Here is a 19,399-nt window from a genome sequence, read left to right on the forward strand (position 1 = left end):
AAGAAGGCTGATGATCGACGCGTACGCGGATCCGGGGACCCCTGACCGCCGGAGCGGCCGGCGCTTCCTGTGGTGGCTGGTCACCCGGCAGACGGGCCGGTCGGTCACCGGCGCGGTGGTCGCCAGCGTATGGATGGGGCTCACGGCGCTGACGCCGTACCTGCTGTCCCGGGCGATCGACGACGGTCTGGAGCCCGGCGACGGTCCGGCCCTGGTCGGCTGGACGACCGCCGTGCTGGGCACCGGGGTGTTCAACGCCTGGCTGGGGGTCGTGCGGCACCGCACGATGACCCAGGTCCGGATGGACGCCAACTTCCGTACGGTCAAGGTCGTCGTCGAGCACGCGACCCGGCTCGGCGCGGCCCTCTCGCGGCAGGTCGGGACGGGGGAGGTCGTCACGGTCGGCGTCCGCGACGTGGACACCATCAGCCGATCGCTGACCGTCGTCGGGCCAGGACTGGCCGCGGTCCTCACCTACGGTCTGGTGGCCGCCCTGCTGCTGCCGGTCTCGGTCCAGCTTTCCGTGGTGATCGTGCTCGGGGTGCCGCTGATCGCCGTCCTCGTCGGGCCGTTGATGAGCCGGCTCCAGGGGACCGAGACGGACTACCGCGCGGGGCAGTCCGTGCTGACGGCGCGGATCGGCGATCTCGCGGGCGGGCTGCGCGTCCTCAACGGCCTCGGCGGCAAGGGGCTGTTCGCGGACGCGTTCCGCCGCGACTCGCAGAAGCTGCGCGAACAGGGCTACCGGGTCGGCGGGGTGACCAGCTGGATCCAGGCGCTGAGCATGGGACTGCCGTCCGTCTTCCTCGCCGCGGTGACCTGGATCGCCGCCCGGCTGGCCGCCCAAGGGGCCATCACCATCGGCGAGTTGGTGTCCGTGTACGGCTATGCCGCGGTCCTCGTGCTGCCGGTGTACTTCTTCATCGAGTGCGGGTACGAACTCTCCCGGGGCGTGGTCGCCGCCCGGCGCGTCGTGCGGTTCCTGTCCCTGGAACCCGTCGCCTCTCCCCCGGACGCACCGGACGCCCCGGGGTCACCCGCCGTGCTGCACGACCCGGAGTCCGGGGTGCGGGTGGTCCCGGGCAGGCTGACCGCGCTGGCGGGCGCCCGCCCGGCGGAGTCCGAGGCCGTGGTCGACCGGCTCGGCCGGTACGCCGCGTCGGACGTGACCTGGGGCGACGTACGGCTCGACGAGGTCGCCCTGCCCCAGGTACGGGAGCGGATCCTGGTCGCCGAGCACGGGGCCGACCTGTTCGCGGGCACCCTGCGCGAACTGGTCCGGGGACGCCGGGAGCCCGGCGAGGAGACCATCGCCGGGGCCGTGCACACGGCCGCCGCCGACGACATCGTCCTCGGCCTGCCGGACGGTCTCGAGTCGGCCGTCACGGCGCAGGGCCGGAACCTGTCCGGCGGGCAGCGGCAGCGGGTGCGGCTCGTCCGCGCGCTCCTGGCCGATCCGGAGGTGCTGCTCGCCGTCGAGCCGACCTCCGCGCTCGACGCCCACACCGAGGCGGCCGTCGCGACCCGGCTGCGTACCGCGCGCTCGGGCCGTACGACGGTCGTGACCAGCACCTCGCCGCTCGTCCTGGACCGCGCGGACACCGTGTGCTTCCTGGTCGACGGCAAGGCGGCGGCCATGGGCACCCACCGCGAACTGCTCGGATCGGAGCCGGGATACCGGGCGCTGGTGGCCCGCGACCTGGAGCCGGACGGGGATACGGAGACGAGCGTGGACGGGGAGGTCGTGCGATGAGCGGCCGGCTGCCGGTCGCGGGGAGAGCCGACGTACGGCGGGCGGCCGTTCGGCTGATCCGGGCGGACGGACGGGTGTTCGCCGCGGTGCTCGGCCTCAACGTGCTGGCCGCCGCGGCCGGTCTGGTCGGCCCCTGGCTGCTCGGACGCATGATCGACGACGTGCGGGCCGGCGGCGGGGTGGAGGCGGTGGACGGGCCGGCGCTCGTCATCCTCGGCTCCGCGATCGTGCAGGTACTGCTGGCCCGCTGGGCCGGGTACGTGGGGTACCGCTTCGGGGAGCGGACGCTGGCACGGGTGCGGGAGGAGTTCGTGGAGCGGACGCTGACACTGCCCGCGTCGGTGGTGGAGCGGGCGGGCACCGGCGATCTGATGGCGCGCGGCACCGTGGACGTCACGGCGGTGGGCAACACGCTGCGCGACACGGGACCCCAACTGCTGATCTCCGGCGCGCAGGCGCTGTTCGTCCTCGTCGCCGTCTTCGCCATCGACCCGCTGCTCGGCGGCTGCGGTGTACTGGGGCTGGCCGGCATCGGGGGCGCGCTGCGCTGGTATCTGCGCCGGGCGCGCACCGCCTATCTCGCCGAGGGCGCCGCCACCTCGGAGGTCGCCGAGGTCCTTTCGGCCACCGCGTCCGGCGCGCGCACGGTGGAGGCGTTCGGGCTGCGCGGACGCCGGATCCGGGCGAGCCGGGACGCGCTGGAGACCTCCCGGGTGACGCGGATGCGGACGCTCTTCCTGCGCAGTGTGTTCTTCCCGGCCGTGGAGATCTCGTACGTCGTCCCGGTGGTCGCCGTGCTCCTGGTGGGCGGCGCCCTGCACGCCCGGGGCACGCTGAGTCTCGGCACGGTGGTCGCCGCGACGCTCTATCTGCACCGGCTCGCCGAGCCGCTCGACCAGATCCTGAACCAGGTCGAGCAACTGCAGAGCAGCGGCGCCTCGTTCGCCCGCGTGGAGGGCCTGGCGCGGGCGCCGCGCGCCGAACCGGCGGGCTCGCCCGTACCGGTGGACGACCGGATCGACGTCACCGGTGTGCGCTACGCGTACGACCGCGGCGGTGAGGTGCTGCGCGGGGTCGACCTCTCGGTACGGCCCGGCGAACGACTGGCCGTGGTGGGCCCCTCCGGGGCCGGGAAGACCACGCTGAGCAGACTGCTGGCGGGCGTCGACGCGCCGGGCAGCGGGACGGTGACGGTCGGGCGGGTTCCGGTGGTCGCTCTCGACCCCGAGCAACTGCGGCGGCACGTCGTCCTGGTCACCCAGGAGCACCACGTGTTCCTCGGCACGGTCCGCGACAACCTGCTCATCGCCGAACCGTCGGCGGGGGACGCCGAGTTGTGGGCGGCGCTCGCGGCGGTCGGCGCCGACGACTGGGCCGGGGAGCTCCCGGACGGGCTGGACACCGAGCTGGGGCCCGAGGCCCTGCGCGTCGACGGCTCACGGGCCCAGCAACTGGCGCTGGCCCGGGTGGTGCTCGCCGACCCGCACACCCTGGTCCTCGACGAGGCCACGGCGCTCCTCGACCCGGCGACGGCCCGGCACACGGAGCGCGCGCTGGCCGCCGTCCTCGAAGGCCGGACCGTCATCGCCATCGCCCACCGGCTGCACACCGCCCACGACGCGGACCGGGTGGCGGTGATGGAGGACGGCCGGCTGACCGAACTGGGCACCCACGACGAACTGGTGGCGGCCGAGGGTCCGTACGCAGCGCTGTGGCACTCGTGGCACGGTGAACGATCCCCCGGAGACGACTGAGCGGGGGCGGGGAACGGCGAGCAGCGCCCGGCAAGCGGCGCACCGCCGAGGGCCGAACGGTGCGCGGCGGGTCGCGGGGACCGGCGCCGTCGCGGATCGTCGGTCACGGTTCGTCGGTCAGCGGATCGTCGGCCCGACCGCGAAGCAGTGCGCGGAGAACCTCGCGGCCCTGCGGGAACTCGTCGGAGCTGGGGAGATCTCCCCGGTCGCCGACCGTACGCGGGTGTCCCTGAGCGAGGTGCCGGAGGCCGTCCGCCACCCGGAACTGGAGCACACCCGGGCCGAGGCCGTCGTCACGGAGCGAGGCGCGACGGGGTTCGGGCTACGCGGGACCGTCCCGTCCGGCGGTCTCCTCGCCGGGCCCCTCCCGGGGGCTCTCCCCGGCCTCCTCGCGCGCTCTGCGGCTCAGCTCGTCGAGGGCCCGTTCCAGTTCCTCGTCGGCCTGCCGCTGCAGGGCCTCGGGGTCGCGTCCCGGGCCGGTCGGTTCTCCGGGCGCGGGTTCCGTGGCGGGCGGCGGCTCGGCGGTGAGCCGGCCGTAGATCCATCGGCAGGCCTCCTCCTCGTCGGTGAACCGCTCGAAGACCTGGTCCGTCCCCCGCTCGTGGACACCCACCGTCCAGTCCCCGGCGTGTCCTTGGAGGAAGTAGCGGTCGTCCGCGCGGTGGCCGCCGGGGCAGTCCGCGATCTCGTAGGAGGCGGCGGGCACCCCGGCCGCTTCGAGGGCCCGGCACAGCGCGAACCGGTCCATGCCCTCAGCCTTCCGCCGGGGGCGGAAGCCGGCCCGGCCGCAACCGGGGCCGGCTTCCGCACGGAGTCGTGCGCCACCCCGCGAGCGGGCGGGATCAGTGGTCGATCCGCACCAGCGTGCCGTTGCTCACCAGGTCACCCACCGTGGTGCGGGGGATGTCCGGGCAGAACTTGCTCGACGTCACGTACTGGGTGCCGAAGCCCGGCTGCTCGAACCCCGGGGCGGTCTTGCCCGCGCAGACCGTCACGTCCTTGACCAGCCGGTAGACGTGGTAGTTGTACGGGTAGCGCGGGTCCATGGTGTTGAGGCTCGACGGCGGGATGGAACGCTTGCCGTACTTGGTGCCCGCCGGGGCGAGGAAGCGGCCCGACTCGCCGCCGACGCGGTCGAGCTTCAGGCCGGCGTGGAGCACCAGAGGGGCGGCGAGCACCGTCTGGTTCCGGTGGGTGAAGCCGTCGTCCGGCGGGTAGCGCCAGTCGCCCTGGCCCGAGTCGAGGGTGGGGTCCCACCACTTGTCCAGGAACTTCACGGCGGTGAGGTGGCCGAGCCGGTTGTACCCTTCGAGGATCCTCCCCACCGGGCCGCGGGTCGGCAGCCGCCGCGGGCCAAGACGCCAGTCACCGCAGAAGAAGAGGCGCTCCAGCCTCGGCGGAATGGGATCCGTCTCCAGCCCCTTGCACACCCGCGGCTGTTCGTAACGGCCGTGCTCGTCCCAGGGCTTGCCGTGCACGTCGCCCGGCTTCCCGTGCCCGACCACGGGCTTCCCGTGCACATCCGCGGGCTTGCCCTGCACGTCCGCCGGCTTGCCTTGCACGTCCGCGGGCTTGCCTTGCACGTCCGCGGGCTTGCCATGGTCGTCCGCGGGCTTGCCATGGTCGTCCGCGGGCTTCCCTTGCACGTCCGCGGGCTTGCCCTGCACGTCCGCGGGTTTGCCCTGCTCGTCCCCCGGCTTCACATGCCCGACGGCCGGCTTCGGCACCGGCGTGGCGGACAGTGCGTGGACGACGCCGCTCGTACGGCCTCCGTCCGGTTGCGCGGGCGCCGCGGACGAGATGGACGCACCGAGCACCAGGGAGCCGGTCAGACCTCCCAGAGCCGCCAGGCTCGCGCACCAATGTGACCTTCTCACCAAACCTCCTGCGGGAATACGTGTCCGGTTCGCGCCGCCTCGCGCTGATGAGCCGTCGGGAGCGGGCCGGAATGTCGGGGATCACTCAAACCGCAGCGGGTGGAGGCAGGCGAGCGGACGTGCCGGAACACCTCCGAAAGGGTCAGGGCTTCATTCCGTTGCTGCCGATAAACCGGTCATCTGGCCGTATGCACACCCGGCCGGTGCCGCGCGCCGGGCGCGTCCCGCCGCGGCCGCGTCCCGGCGCCCCCCGTCGGTTCACGTCCGGGCGAACAGCCGAAGGACAGTCCGCATACCGAACATGACTAACCGGACAACGAACCGTTTCCGGCCAATTTAGTGACGCGGTCCTGACAGAAAGGGTTATCTCCTGCCACTCTTCCCACGGCTACTTCACAGCAACCTCACAGCTACGTCCGCCGTGTTGTGCCGTACGACCCCATGCACCTGGTTCCGCGTAACGCCCAGTTCTGCCCGGACGGGTCACTCATCGTCCGGTCTCCCCTGGCCGCGCGACCCGCGGCCATGCAGAAGGAGTCAGTGTTGAGCAGCAGTTCTCCCCACAGACGCACCTCCCACATCACCAAGCGCCGTGTCACCGGTGTCGCCCTCGTCGGCGTCTCCGCCCTGCTGGCCGCGGCCGTCCAGTCGGGTGCCGCCAGCGCCGCTCCGGGGCAGGCTCCCCGGGCGGGCAAGGTCAACCCCGGCGCCGTCACCCTGAAGCTCACCGCGTCACAGCGCGCCGAGCTGATACGTGACGCCGATGCGGCCAAGGCCACCACCGCCAGGGACCTCGGTCTCGGGGCCGGCGAGAGCCTCGTCGCCCGTGACGTCATGAAGGACGCCGACGGCACCGTCCACACCCGCTACGAGCGCACGTACGAGGGGCTGCCGGTCCTCGGCGGCGACCTGGTCGTCGACACCGCCAGGTCCGGGAGGACCGGGCACGTCTACAAGGCGACGAAGGCGTCCCTCAAGGTCGCCACCCTCAAGCCCGCGGTCGCCGCCGGCACCGCGGAGAAGCAGGCCCTGTCCGCCGCGAGGACCGCCGGTTCGAAGAGCACCACCGCCGACCGCGCGCCCCGCAAGGTGATCTGGGCCGCCACCGGCAGACCGACCCTCGCCTACGAGACCGTCATCGGCGGCCTCCAGGACGACGGCACCCCCAACCAGTTGCACGTCATCACCGACGCCGCCACCGGCAAGAAGCTCTACGAGTACCAGGGCATCGAGACCGGCGTCGGCAACACCCAGTACAGCGGGCAGGTGACCCTGACGACCACGCAGTCGGGCTCCAACTTCACGCTGAACGACAGTGCGCGCGGCGCCCACAAGACGTACAACCTGAACCACGGGACGTCGGGCACCGGCACGCTGTTCTCGCAGACCAGCGACACCTGGGGCAACGGCACCACGTCGAACGCCGCGACAGCCGGCGCCGACGCGCACTACGGCGCCGCGGTGACCTGGGACTTCTACAAGAACACCTTCGGGCGCAGCGGCATCAAGAACAACGGCGTGGGCGCCTACTCGCGTGTGCACTACGGCAACTCGTACGTGAACGCGTTCTGGGACGACAGCTGCTTCTGCATGACCTACGGCGACGGGTCCGGGAACAACGACCCGCTGACCGCGCTCGACGTGGCCGGCCACGAGATGAGCCACGGTGTCACCTCCAACACCGCGGGCCTCAACTACTCGGGCGAGTCCGGCGGTCTGAACGAGGCGACCTCCGACATCTTCGGCACCGGCGTGGAGTTCTACGCGGCGAACTCGACCGACGTGGGCGACTACCTCATCGGCGAGAAGATCGACATCAACGGCGACGGCACACCGCTGCGCTACATGGACAAGCCGAGCAAGGACGGCGGTTCCGCGGACAGTTGGTACTCCGGGGTCGGCAACCTCGACGTGCACTACTCGTCGGGTGTCGCCAACCACTTCTTCTACCTGCTGAGCGAGGGCAGCGGCGCCAAGGTCATCAACGGCGTCAGCTACAACTCGCCCACCTCCGACGGGCTTCCGGTCACCGGCATCGGCCGCGACAAGGCGCTGCAGATCTGGTACCGCGCGCTCACCACCAAGTTCACCTCGACCACCAACTACGCGTCGGCCCGCACCGGCACGCTCGCGGCGGCGGGGGAGCTGTACGGCACGACGAGCGCCGAGTACACGGCGGTGCAGAACGCCTGGGCGGCCGTGAACGTCGGTTCGCGTCCCGGCGGTGGCGGTGGTGGCGGCGGCACGTCGTTCGAGAACACGACCGACGTATCGATTCCGGACAACGGTCCGGCGGTCACCTCGTCGATCGCGGTCACCGGCCGCACCGGAAACGCCCCGTCGAACCTCGCGGTCGCCGTGGACATCGTGCACACCTGGCGCGGTGACCTGGTGATCGATCTGGTCGCCCCCGACGGTTCGACGTACCGCCTGAAGAACTTCAGCTCGTCCGACTCGGCGGACAACGTGAACACGACCTACACGGTCAACGCGTCCTCCGAAGTCGCCAACGGCACCTGGAAACTGAAGGTCCAGGACCAGGCGGCACAGGACACCGGCTACATCAACAGCTGGAAACTGACCTTCCCGTAGACCGCGGCGGACGTCCGCGCGAGGACAGGATGCCAGGGCGCCGTCCCGGAGGTTCGACTCCTCCGGGGCGGCGCCCTCCTTTGCCCGGAGGGGAGTTTGGGTTGACCCGCCCTTGGCGGCGGCCGGCCCGGCGCCCGGTACCCCAACTGTTCACCTGATCGACGATTTTCAGCCAAGGTCCTTATGGGCTCCTGACATGTACGCGTCTGGGATGGCACGCTTCCACCGCACGGCTCACCCGCACCGCAACTTCACAACCGTCCGTCCGGCCACCCCACGCCGTTCGGGCGCCCCCACAAGAAGGAGCTTGCGTGACCCCCCTCTACGCGCGTCACAAGCGCACCACTCTGGCCATCGCCACCGCTGTTGCCGCCGGAGCCCTGCTCGCCACCGGTCTGACCACCGGTGCCGCCGCCCAAACCGCGGCACTCCCCGCCGGCAAGACCACCCCCCTCGCCGGTTCGCAGGTCCTGCTGTCCAACTCCGCGCGCACCGCGCTCATCAAGAAGGCCGACGCCACCACGGTGGAGACGGCCCGGCAGATAGGCCTCGGCGCCAAGGAGAAGCTGGTCGTCAAGGACGTCGTCAAGGACGCCGACGGCACCGTCCACACCCGTTACGCACGCACGTACAACGGACTTCCGGTCCTCGGCGGCGACCTCGTCGTCCACGAGTCCAAGGCCGGCAAGACCGAGGGCGTGACGAAGGCGACCAAGACGTCCATCAAGGTCGCCTCGCTCAAGCCGCTGGTCACGACCGCCAAGGCCGAGAAGCAGGCGCTCACCGCGGCCAAGACCGCCGGCTCCGCCAAGACCGCCGCCGACCAGGCGCCCCGCAAGGTGATCTGGGCCGCCACCGGCAAGCCGACCCTCGCCTACGAGACCGTCGTCGGCGGCCTCCAGGACGACGGCACCCCCAACGAACTTCACGTCATCACCGACGCTGCCACCGGCAAGAAGCTGTACGAGTACCAGGGCATCGAGACCGGTACCGGCAAGACCCTCTACTCGGGCACGGTCACCCTCAACACGACCCTGTCGGGCTCGACGTACAGCCTGACCGACAGCACCCGCGGCAGCCACAAGACGTACAACAAGTCGCACACCACGACCTCCTCCGCGGGCACGCTGTTCACCGACGCGGACGACGTCTGGGGCACCGGCGCGGCCTCCAGCTCCACCACCGACCAGACCGCGGCCGCCGACGCCGCGTACGGCGCGCAGGAGACGTGGGACTTCTACAAGAACACCTTCGGCCGCAGCGGCATCAAGAACAACGGCGTCGGAGCGTACTCGCGCGTCCACTACGGCAGCTCGTACGAGAACGCGTTCTGGGACGACAGCTGCTTCTGCATGACGTACGGCGACGGCGCCAGCAACACGCACCCGCTGACCTCGCTGGACGTGGCCGGCCACGAGATGAGCCACGGCGTCACCGCCAACACGGCGGGCCTGAACTACTCGGGCGAGTCCGGCGGTCTCAACGAGGCGACCTCCGACATCTTCGGCACCGGTGTCGAGTTCTACGCGGGGAACTCCTCCGACGTGGGCGACTACCTCATCGGCGAGAAGATCAACCTCAACGGCGACGGCACACCGCTGCGCTACATGGACCAGCCCAGCAAGGACGGCGGCTCCGCCAACTACTGGTCCTCCAGCGTCGGCAACCTGGACGTGCACTACTCGTCCGGCGTCGCGAACCACTTCTTCTACCTCCTCTCGGAGGGCAGTGGCGCGAAGACGATCAACGGAGTCAGCTACAACTCCCCGACCTACAGTGGCACGACGGTCACCGGCATCGGCCGGGCCGCGGCGCTGCAGATCTGGTACAAGGCGCTGACCACGTACTTCACGTCCACCACCAACTACAAGTCGGCCCGCACGGGCACCTTGTCGGCGGCGGCCGCGCTGTACGGCTCCGGCAGCACCCAGTACAACGCGGTGGCGGCGGCCTGGACCGCGGTCAACGTCAGCTAGTGCGAACGTAATCGAACCGAGGCGGCACCCGGGCACGGACAGCCCCGGGTGCCGCCTTACTCTTGCCCCCATGCCCTACACGTACGAGGACGTGGGCGCGACCCGCGAGGACCGCTGCCCCCCGGGCTTCCACCGCCTGCATGTCCGCTCCCGGATCGGCGAGGGCGAGGCCGTGTTCCAGCGCGCCTCCGAGGCCCTGATGACCTGGGAACTCCACCGCGCCGCGGGGATCCGCATGATCTCCGACGCCGACAAGGCGGCGCCCGGCGTGGCCGTCACGGTCGGTCTCGGCCCGATCAAGGCCCCCTGCCGTGTCGTCTGGACCGCCGAGGAACCCCGGCGCACCGCCTGGGCCTACGGAACGCTTTCCGGCCATCCCGAGTGCGGCGAGGAAGCCTTCGTCGTCTCCCGTACCGGCGACGGCACCGTCTGGCTGACGATCACCGCCTTCAGCCGCGCCGCCAAGTGGTACGCCCGCATGGGCGGCGCCGCGACCCGGGGCCTGCAACACACCTACGCCCAGCGGTGCGGCAAGGTGATGCGGCGGCTGTGCGCGGGGCTCGACAGCTGAGTCCGCCCGCGTGCCGGGCCGGAGGGCGTACCGGAGACCGGTGACGACCGCGCAGGGGGCGGGCCATGGCGCATGGCCCGCCCCCTGCGGTCGTGCCCGCGCGCCTCAGCGCATCAGCACGCCCGCTCCCTCCCCCATCTCCTCCGAAGGCACCGCCACCAGTCCGAGTTCCGCCCCGGAAGCGAGCAGGCGGTGGGTCGGCAGGATGCGGACCGTGTAACCGAAGGAGCCGGTGCGGTCCAGGGACAGCGGGCCCTCGTACACCCAGCGGCCCTCCAGGTCGGGGCCGCCGGTCGGTTTCAGCGGGACACAGACCGCGTCCGCGATGCGGTCGTCGGTGTCGACGCGGCCCGCGACCGCCTGCACCTCCACGTCGTCGGGTGCGAGATCGCCGAGGCCGACGCGCACGCGCAGCGACAGGGTGGTGCCGAGTTCGGCCGTCGTGGTGGCCGAGGACGCCTCGACGTGGTCGACGGTGATCCGCGGCCAGGCGGCACGGACCCGCGCCTTCCAGGTCGCCAGTTCCCGGGCCGCCTCGGCGGTGAGGGAGCGGTGGGCGTGGGCCGCGGGCGTGTACAGACGCTCCACGTACTCGCGCACCATCCGGCCGGCCAGGACCTTGGGTCCTAGGTGGGTCAGGGTCCGGCGGACCATCTCGATCCAGCGGTCGGGCAGACCCTCCTGACCGCGCTCGTAGAAGCGCGGCGCCACCCGCTGTTCCAGGAGGTCGTACAGAGCCCCGGCCTCCAGCTCGTCCCGGCGGTCGTCGTCGGTCGCGGTGCCGTCCGCGGTCGGGATCGCCCAGCCGAAGTCGGGCTGGAACCACTCGTCCCACCAGCCGTCCAGCACCGAGAGGTTGAGGCAGCCGTTGAGCGCCGCCTTCATCCCGCTCGTGCCGCACGCCTCCAGCGGGCGCAGCGGGTTGTTGAGCCAGATGTCGCAGCCCGGGTAGAGCTTCTGCGCCATCGCCATGCCGTAGTCGGGCAGGAAGACGATCCGGTGACGCACCCGGGGGTCGTCCGCGAACCGGACCAGTTCCTGGATCAGCCGCTTCCCGCCGTCGTCGGCGGGGTGCGCCTTGCCCGCCACGACGATCTGGACCGGCCGCTCGGAGTGCAGCAGCAGGTCCATCAGCCGGTCGCGGTCGCGCAGCATCAGGGTCAGCCGTTTGTACGAGGGGACCCGGCGCGCGAAGCCGATGGTGAGGACGTCGGGGTCAAGGACCCCGTCGATCCAGCCGAGTTCGGCCGTACCGGCGCCGCGCTGGCGCCAGGACGCCCGGAGCCGGTCCCGTACCTCCAGCACCAGTTGTTCGCGCAGCACCCTGCGCAGGTCCCAGATCTCCTGGTCGTCGATCTCGGCCACCGCGTCCCACCGGTCCGAGCCGCCGACGGTCAGCGCGTCCTCGGTGCGCTGCGCGCCGATCTGCCGGGCGCCGAGGCGGAAGACCTCGGGCGCCACCCAGGTCGGCGCGTGGACGCCGTTGGTGACCGAGGTGATCGGCACTTCCTCGGGGTCGAAGCCCGGCCAGAGCCCGGAGAACATCTCCCGGCTGACCTGGCCGTGCAGCAGCGAGACACCGTTCGCCCGCTGTCCGAGGCGCAGGCCCATCACGGCCATGTTGAAGAGGTTCGGCTCGCCTCCGGGGTAGGTCTCCATGCCGAGGGCGAGGACGCGCTCCACGTCGATGCGCGGTAGTTCGGCGTCGGCTCCGAAGTGGCGGGCGACCACCTCGCGGTCGAAGCGGTCGATGCCGGCGGGCACCGGGGTGTGGGTGGTGAAGACCGTGCCGGCCCGGACCGCCTCCAGCGCGGAGTCGAAGTCCAGTCCCTGGTCGCCGAGTTCGGCGATCCGCTCCAGGCCGAGGAAGCCCGCGTGCCCCTCGTTGGTGTGGAACACCTCGGGCTGCGGGTGCCCGGTCAGCCGGCAGTACGTCCGGACCGCCCGCACCCCTCCTATGCCGAGGAGCATCTCCTGCAGCAGCCGGTGTTCGCTGCCTCCGCCGTACAGCCGGTCGGTGACCCCGCGTTCGCCGAGGTCGTTCTCCTCGACGTCGGAGTCGAGCATGAGCAGCGGGACGCGGCCGACCTGGGCCAGCCAGATCCTGGCGCGCAGCGCGCGGCCGCCGGGCAGGGCGAGGGAGACCTGGGCGGGCGTGCCGTCGTCCTCGCGCAGCGGCACCACGGGCAGTTCGTTGGGGTCGAGGACCGGATACTGCTCCTGCTGCCAGCCCTCGCGGGACAGCGACTGGCGGAAGTAGCCGTGCCGGTAGAGCAGGCCCACGCCGATCAGCGGGGCGCCGAGGTCGCTGGCGGCCTTGAGATGGTCGCCCGCGAGGATGCCGAGGCCCCCGGAGTACTGGGGCAGCGCGGCGGTGATGCCGAACTCGGGTGAGAAGTAGGCGATGGCGGCGGGCAGGTCGGAGGTCTGCGTCTGGTACCAGCGCTCGCCGGTCATGTACTCGCGCAGATCGTCGGAGACCGCGGCGAGACGGCGCAGGAAGCGGCTGTCCCCGGTGAGTTCCGCGAGCCGTCCGGCCGACACGCTGCCGAGCAGTCGTACGGGGTCGCCGCCGCTCGCGGCCCAGCGTTCGGGGTCGACGGACTGGAAGAGGTCGCGGGTCTCGGCATGCCAGGACCAGCGGAGGTTGCGGGCCAGGTCACTGAGCGGGTGAAGGGCTTCGGGGAGAACGGGTCGGACGGTGAATCTGCGGATCGCCTTCACGAGTTCCACCTTCACACAGGACGTACGCGGCAGAGGGACGCACGGCGTTGTGCGGCCTTCGTCACCCACGACGTTAGCGGCGAGGGTGCCTTCGCGACACGGCGCATCGCGGCACGGCCCCGGATGGGGCCGACCGTGTGACATCGGCGAGAACTCGACGCAACCTTCACGGACACCTCGTGGACGGGTGTGGCGGTTCCCCCCTCATGGCCGATTCCCCCCTCATGGGCGGCCTTGTGGTGCTTCGCACCGCACGAGAGGCTCACCGGGTGGCGTACGGCCGGGCCCTGCCCAGAGCGGTCGGCTCCGGTCCTGCTACGTCGATTCGAGGAGGGGAACTCAAGTCATGGCACGGACGAGGAAGTGGCGTCTGCGCTGGGCGGCGGGCCTCACCGCGGTCACGACGGCCGCGGTGCTTTCGGCCATCGCCCCACCCGCGCAGGCGGCCCCCGAGGGACGGATACGCGGAGCGGGTGACCCCGGCTCCGTCAGCGGGAGCTACATCGTGACGCTCAAGGGGGGTACGCGGGCTCCGTCACCGGCGGGCACGGACATCGCCGAGCAGTACGGAGCGAGAATCAGCCACACCTACGGCACGGTCCTCAACGGCTTCGCCGTGCGGGCCGACGAGAGACGGGCCCGGCGACTCGCGGCGGACCCCCGCGTGGCCTCGGTCGTCCAGGACACCCGGGTGACGTTCGACCGCGTCCAGGGGAACCCGCCCTCCTGGGGCCTGGACCGGATCGACCAGCGGAGCCGGCCGCTGGACAAGCGCTACACGGCGCCCGGATCCGAGGGTTCGGGGGTGACCGTATACGTCATCGACACCGGAATCCGCATCACGCACAAGGACTTCGGGGGCCGGGCGGACTACGGCTGGGACTTCGTCGACAACGACGGGACGGCGCGGGACGGCAACGGCCACGGCACCCATGTCGCGGGAACCGTCGCCGGAACCGCGTACGGCGTCGCCAAGAAGGCCCGGGTCGTCGCCGTCCGCGTCCTCGACGACAAGGGTGCCGGTTCCACCGCCCAGGTCATCGCGGGCATCGACTGGGTCACCCGGCACGCGCGGAAGCCGGCCGTGGCCAATCTCAGCCTGGGCGGGTACGCCAACGACCGGTTGGACGCGGCCGTCCGCAGCTCCATCGCCTCCGGCGTGACCTACACGGTCGCGGCGGGCAACGCCGGGCAGCCGGCCTCGCTCTACTCCCCGGCCCGGGTCGCGCAGGCCCTCACGGTCGGCGCGAGCGACCGCGCCGACGCGCGGGCCCCCTTCTCGGACACCGGACCGTCGCTCGACCTCTTCGCACCGGGGGTGGACATCACGTCGGATTCGTACACGGGCGATACGGCCACGGCGACGTACTCCGGTACGTCGATGGCGAGCCCGCACGCCGCGGGCGCGGCCGCGCTGTATCTGGCGGGCCATCCGGGGGCCGCACCGGCCCAGGTGGTGAAGGCGCTGGTGAAGCGGGCCGTCACGGGGAAGATGTCGGACGTCGGCCCGGGTTCACCGAACAGGCTCCTGCACGTCGGCTGACCCTGGCGTCACGCTGGTACGACCAGGGTGATTCGGCCACACCGCACCGGCCTCGCCTGCCCGGGACGAGGCCGGTCTTGTGTGTAGACATACGCGTGAGTAGTTAACAAAGTGCCGGAATGCTCACCCGCATAGGGTGGGAAGGCTCCTCCGGTACACCCGCAGGCCCCACCTCCCCACACCCCCATCCGCCCACCCACGTTGACGCGGACAGGAGCGGTCATGCCCGCCACGCACCACACGTCGCCACCCACGACGACCACCCCCGAGACACCCAGAACACGCAAGGCCGAAGCCGGTCCCCGTACCCCTGAGAAACCTTCGGCCGCCGTCGGCGGCCCGGCCGCCCCCGGCGCGACCGACTCCACCGCGCGCTCCACGACCGCCCGTTCCACGACCGCAGGCTCCACGACCGCAGGCTCCACGACCGCAGGCGCCACGAGCGCAAGCTCCACGACCGGCGGCTCCGCGGTCCCGGGCCCCGACGCCCCCGTCGTCCCCGTCGCCGGTCCGTCCGTGGGCGGCACGCCCGTCCCCGGCACGCCCGTCACGGGCACCTCGGTCGCCGTCACCCCGGCCCCGGACGCGCCCGCTCCCGTCACCTCCGCCCCGGACGCGCCCGCTCCCGTCACCTCCGCCCCGGACGCGCCCGCTTCCCGCAGCGCCGCGCCCAAGTCCAAGCCGGCGAGGTCTAGTCCCGGCGGGACCAAGGCCGCCCCCAAGGCGGCCAAGTCCACTCCCAGGACGGGCAAGGCGGCTCCTGGCACCGGCAGAACCGCCGCCAGGGCGGTCAAGGCCGCCGTCCCCGCCACCCGCGCCCCCGACGGCCCCGTCGCCCCCGTCACGCCGGCGACGGCCGTCGGGCGCATCCCGGTCCTCGACGTCCGCCCGGTCGTGCAGCACGGGCGCCGTCCGGCGAAGGCGGTGGTGGACGAGGAGTTCGAGGTCTCGGCCACGGTCTTCCGCGAGGGCCATGACGCGGTCGCCGCGAACGTCGTCCTGCGCGACCCGGACGGCCGCGCGGGACCCTGGGCGCCGATGCGCGAACTGGCGCCCGGCACCGACCGCTGGGGGGCCCGGGTGAGCGCCGGCGCCGAGGGCCGCTGGACGTACACGGTGGAGGCCTGGGGAGACCCGGTCACCACCTGGCGGCACCACGCGGGCATCAAGATCCCGGCCGGGATGGACACGGAACTGGTGCTGGAGGAGGGCGCCCTGCTGTACGAGCGGGCGGTCGCCGCCCTGCCGAAGGGGCCCAAGGGCAAGCGCGCCAGGGACACGCTCCTCGGGGCCGTCGGCGCGCTGCGCGACACCGGCCGTCCGGTCGCCTCCCGCCTCGCCGCCGCCCTCACTCCCGAGGTGGACGAGGTGCTGGCCCGGCATCCGCTGCGCGAGCTGGTGACGTCGTCCGAGCCCTTGCCGCTGCTGGTGGAGCGGGAGCGGGCGTTGTTCGGTTCCTGGTACGAGTTCTTCCCCCGCTCGGAGAACGGCGGGCTCGGTCCGTCGGCACACGGCACGTTCCGTACGGCCGCCGAACGCCTGCCCGCCATCGCGGAGATGGGCTTCGACGTCGTCTACCTCCCGCCGATCCACCCCATCGGCACCACCTTCCGCAAGGGCCCCGACAACACGCTGTCCGCCGGCCCCCAGGACGTCGGCGTGCCCTGGGCCATCGGCTCCCCCGAGGGCGGCCACGACGCGGTCCACCCCGATCTGGGCACCCTGGAGGACTTCGACGCCTTCGTCCGCCGGGCCGCCTCCCTCGGCCTGGAGATCGCCCTCGACTTCGCGCTCCAGTGCTCCCCGGACCACCCCTGGGTGGAGAAGCACCCCGAGTGGTTCCACCACCGCCCGGACGGCACGATCGCCTACGCGGAGAACCCGCCGAAGAAGTACCAGGACATCTACCCGATCGCCTTCGACCAGGACATGCCGGGCCTGGTCCGCGAGACCGTACGGGTGCTGCGCTTCTGGATGGACCACGGCGTACGGATCTTCCGCGTCGACAACCCGCACACCAAACCCGTCGTGTTCTGGGAGCAGGTGATCGCGGAGATCAACAGCGCCGACCCCGACGTCATCTTCCTCGCCGAGGCCTTCACCCGCCCCGCGATGATGCGGACCCTGGGGGCCGTCGGTTTCCAGCAGTCGTACACCTACTTCACCTGGCGCAACACCAAGCAGGAGCTGACGGAGTACCTCACCGAGCTGTCCGGCGAGACGGCCGCCTGCCTGCGGCCCAACTTCTTCGTCAACACCCCCGACATCCTGCACGAGTTCCTCCAGCAGGGCGGCCGGCCCGCCTTCGAACTGCGCGCCGTCCTCGCCGCCACCCTCTCCCCCACCTGGGGCGTCTACAGCGGCTTCGAGCTCTGCGAGAACGTCCCGCTGCGCGTGGGCGGCGAGGAGTACCTGCACTCCGAGAAGTACCAACTGCGCCCACGGGACTGGGAGTCGGCGGAGCGGGACGGCCTCAGCATCGCGCCGTTGGTGAGCGAGCTCAACGCGATCAGGCGACGCAGTCCCGCACTGCGCCAACTGCGGGATCTGCACTTCCACCACGCCGACCAGGAGGCGGTGATCGCCTACTCCAAGTCCGTGACGGACGCGCGCGGTTCGAACACGGTCGTGGTGGTGGTCAACCTCGACCCCCACCACACCCAGGAGGCCACGGTCTCGTTGGACATGCCGCAACTCGGCCTGGAATGGCACGAGTCCGTGCCGGTGCGCGACGAGCTCACCGGCGAGACCTACACCTGGGGCAGGACCAACTATGTGCGCCTGGAGCCGGGAACCCGGCCCGCGCACATCCTCACCGTCCTGCGACCGTCCTCACCGCTGATCGGAGGGTCACCCACCACATGATCGTCAATGAGCCCGTCCCGGATACGTTCGAGGACACCCCGGCCAAGGACCGCGATCCCGAGTGGTTCAAACGCGCCGTCTTCTACGAGGTCCTGGTCCGCTCCTTCCAGGACAGCAACGGCGACGGCGTCGGCGACCTCAAGGGCCTGACCGCGAAACTCGACTACCTGCAATGGCTGGGCGTCGACTGCCTGTGGCTGCCCCCGTTCTTCAAGTCCCCGCTCCGCGACGGCGGCTACGACGTCTCCGACTACACCGCCGTCCTCCCCGAGTTCGGCGACCTCGCCGACTTCGTCGAGTTCGTCGACGCCGCCCACCAGCGCGGCATGCGCGTCATCATCGACTTCGTCATGAACCACACCAGCGACCAGCACCCGTGGTTCCAGGAGTCCCGCGCCAACCCCGACGGCCCCTACGGCGACTACTACGTCTGGGCCGACGACGACAAGCAGTACCAGGACGCCCGCATCATCTTCGTCGACACCGAAGCCTCCAACTGGACCTTCGACCCCGTCCGCAAGCAGTACTACTGGCACCGCTTCTTCTCCCACCAGCCCGACCTCAACTACGAGAACCCGACGGTGCAGGAGGAGATCATCTCCGCGCTGCGGTTCTGGCTGGACCTGGGGATCGACGGCTTCCGGCTGGACGCGGTGCCGTATCTGTACCAGGTCGAGGGCACCAACTGCGAGAACCTTCCGGCGACGCACGAGTTCCTCAAGCGGGTCCGCAAGGAGATCGACACGCACTATCCGGACACGGTGCTGCTGGCCGAGGCGAACCAGTGGCCCGAGGACGTCGTCGACTACTTCGGCGACTTCCCCTCCGGCGGCGACGAATGCCACATGGCGTTCCACTTCCCCGTCATGCCCCGCATCTTCATGGCCGTCCGCCGCGAGTCCCGCTACCCCGTCTCGGAGATCCTCGCCAAGACCCCCGCGATCCCGTCCAGCTGCCAGTGGGGCATCTTCCTGCGCAACCACGACGAGCTCACCCTCGAAATGGTCACCGACGAAGAACGCGACTACATGTACGCGGAATACGCCAAAGACCCCCGCATGCGCGCCAACATCGGCATCCGCCGCCGCCTCGCCCCCCTCCTCGACAACGACCGCAACCAGATCGAACTCTTCACCGCCCTGCTGCTCTCCCTCCCCGGCTCGCCGATCCTCTACTACGGCGACGAGATCGGCATGGGCGACAACATCTGGCTCGGCGACCGCGACGCCGTCCGCACCCCCATGCAGTGGACCCCCGACCGCAACGCCGGATTCTCCTCCAGCGACCCCGGCCGCCTCTTCCTCCCCACGATCATGGACCCCGTCTACGGCTACCAGGTCACCAACGTCGAAGCATCGATGTCGTCACCGTCCTCGCTGCTCCACTGGACCCGCCGCATGATCGAGATCCGCAAACAGAACAAGGCCTTCGGACTCGGCTCCTACACCGAACTCCCCTCCTCCAACCCCGCCGTCCTCGCCTTCCTGCGCGAAGCGCCGTCGACCGAGGGCGAGGGGGACGACGACCTCGTGCTGTGCGTGCACAACTTCTCCCGCTTCGCCCAGCCCACCGAACTCGACCTGCGCGAGTTCAACGGCAGACACCCCGTCGAGCTGATCGGCGGCGTGCGATTCCCGGCCATCGGCGAACTGCCGTACTTGCTGACCCTCGCGGGTCACGGCTTCTACTGGTTCCGGCTCCGGAAGGACGCCGCCTAGAACCCGGGTGGCGGGGCGGTTTCTCC

The 19,399-nt window shown here is 71.3% G+C and carries 11 protein-coding genes; 8 read left to right on the forward strand and 3 right to left on the reverse strand.

The annotated features are described in order from the left end of the window. Window positions 1–10 precede the first annotated feature (10 nt). Complete coding sequence (locus OHT01_RS13090; protein ID WP_328553315.1) at window positions 11–1,753, forward strand: ABC transporter ATP-binding protein; 1,743 nt, start codon at window positions 11–13, stop codon at window positions 1,751–1,753. Further along, on the forward strand, window positions 1,750–3,507 hold the full coding sequence (locus OHT01_RS13095; RefSeq protein WP_328553316.1) for an ABC transporter ATP-binding protein: 1,758 nt from the start codon (window positions 1,750–1,752) through the stop codon (window positions 3,505–3,507). Before OHT01_RS13090 ends, OHT01_RS13095 begins: the two co-directional genes overlap by 4 nt. A gap of 322 nt (window positions 3,508–3,829) precedes the next feature. Here OHT01_RS13095 and OHT01_RS13100 read toward each other — a convergent pair whose 3' ends face one another. Together OHT01_RS13100 and OHT01_RS13105 are read right to left on the reverse strand one after the other, a co-directional pair. After that, window positions 3,830–4,255 (reverse strand): hypothetical protein, encoded by a 426-nt coding sequence (locus OHT01_RS13100; RefSeq protein ID WP_328553317.1) that lies wholly within the window; start codon window positions 4,253–4,255, stop codon window positions 3,830–3,832. Between the two features lie 94 nt (window positions 4,256–4,349). Continuing rightward, complete coding sequence (locus OHT01_RS13105; protein ID WP_328553318.1) at window positions 4,350–5,384, reverse strand: glycohydrolase toxin TNT-related protein; 1,035 nt, start codon at window positions 5,382–5,384, stop codon at window positions 4,350–4,352. 543 nt (window positions 5,385–5,927) lie between these two features. Here OHT01_RS13105 and OHT01_RS13110 point away from each other — a divergent pair. From OHT01_RS13110 to OHT01_RS13120, 3 genes are all read left to right on the forward strand, one after another. Continuing rightward, a complete protein-coding gene (locus OHT01_RS13110) occupies window positions 5,928–7,976 on the forward strand; it encodes a M4 family metallopeptidase (RefSeq protein ID WP_328553319.1) in 2,049 nt (682 codons plus the stop codon). Between the two features lie 311 nt (window positions 7,977–8,287). After that, window positions 8,288–9,952 carry a M4 family metallopeptidase gene (locus OHT01_RS13115; RefSeq protein WP_328553320.1) on the forward strand — a complete coding sequence of 555 codons (1,665 nt, stop codon included), beginning with the start codon at window positions 8,288–8,290 and terminating at the stop codon, window positions 9,950–9,952. A gap of 70 nt (window positions 9,953–10,022) precedes the next feature. Further along, the gene (locus OHT01_RS13120; protein ID WP_328553321.1) at window positions 10,023–10,523 is read left to right on the forward strand and encodes a DUF1990 family protein; all 501 of its coding nucleotides are present in this window, start codon (window positions 10,023–10,025) and stop codon (window positions 10,521–10,523) included. A gap of 105 nt (window positions 10,524–10,628) precedes the next feature. On the opposite strand, the gene OHT01_RS13125 is transcribed toward OHT01_RS13120, so the two are convergent. Then, window positions 10,629–13,247 carry a glycosyltransferase family 1 protein gene (locus OHT01_RS13125; protein WP_328558104.1) on the reverse strand — a complete coding sequence of 873 codons (2,619 nt, stop codon included), beginning with the start codon at window positions 13,245–13,247 and terminating at the stop codon, window positions 10,629–10,631. Between the two features lie 346 nt (window positions 13,248–13,593). Here OHT01_RS13125 and OHT01_RS13130 point away from each other — a divergent pair, with 346 nt between their 5' ends. From OHT01_RS13130 to treS, 3 genes are all read left to right on the forward strand, one after another. Beyond that, window positions 13,594–14,790: a S8 family peptidase gene (locus OHT01_RS13130; RefSeq protein WP_328553322.1), complete on the forward strand. Its 1,197-nt coding sequence runs from the start codon at window positions 13,594–13,596 to the stop codon at window positions 14,788–14,790. A gap of 222 nt (window positions 14,791–15,012) precedes the next feature. Next, the gene (locus OHT01_RS13135; protein ID WP_328553323.1) at window positions 15,013–17,655 is read left to right on the forward strand and encodes a DUF3416 domain-containing alpha-glycosidase; all 2,643 of its coding nucleotides are present in this window, start codon (window positions 15,013–15,015) and stop codon (window positions 17,653–17,655) included. Continuing rightward, window positions 17,652–19,373 carry a maltose alpha-D-glucosyltransferase gene (treS, locus tag OHT01_RS13140; RefSeq protein ID WP_328553324.1) on the forward strand — a complete coding sequence of 574 codons (1,722 nt, stop codon included), beginning with the start codon at window positions 17,652–17,654 and terminating at the stop codon, window positions 19,371–19,373. The genes OHT01_RS13135 and treS overlap by 4 nt, the downstream gene beginning before the upstream one ends. Window positions 19,374–19,399 lie beyond the last annotated feature (26 nt).

Source organism: Streptomyces sp. NBC_00358 (assembly GCF_036099295.1).
GTDB lineage: Bacteria > Actinomycetota > Actinomycetes > Streptomycetales > Streptomycetaceae > Streptomyces.

Bases quoted from the DNA above. Each gene is read 5' to 3' on its own strand.
- OHT01_RS13090 (WP_328553315.1), top strand. From the start codon at position 11: ATGATCGACGCGTACGCGGATCCGGGGACCCCTGACCGCCGGAGCGGC.
- OHT01_RS13095 (WP_328553316.1), top strand. From the start codon at position 1,750: ATGAGCGGCCGGCTGCCGGTCGCGGGGAGAGCCGACGTACGGCGGGCG.
- OHT01_RS13100 (WP_328553317.1), bottom strand. From the start codon at position 4,255: ATGGACCGGTTCGCGCTGTGCCGGGCCCTCGAAGCGGCCGGGGTGCCC.
- OHT01_RS13120 (WP_328553321.1), top strand. From the start codon at position 10,023: ATGCCCTACACGTACGAGGACGTGGGCGCGACCCGCGAGGACCGCTGC.
- OHT01_RS13130 (WP_328553322.1), top strand. From the start codon at position 13,594: ATGGCACGGACGAGGAAGTGGCGTCTGCGCTGGGCGGCGGGCCTCACC.
- OHT01_RS13135 (WP_328553323.1), top strand. From the start codon at position 15,013: ATGCCCGCCACGCACCACACGTCGCCACCCACGACGACCACCCCCGAG.
- treS (WP_328553324.1), top strand. From the start codon at position 17,652: ATGATCGTCAATGAGCCCGTCCCGGATACGTTCGAGGACACCCCGGCC.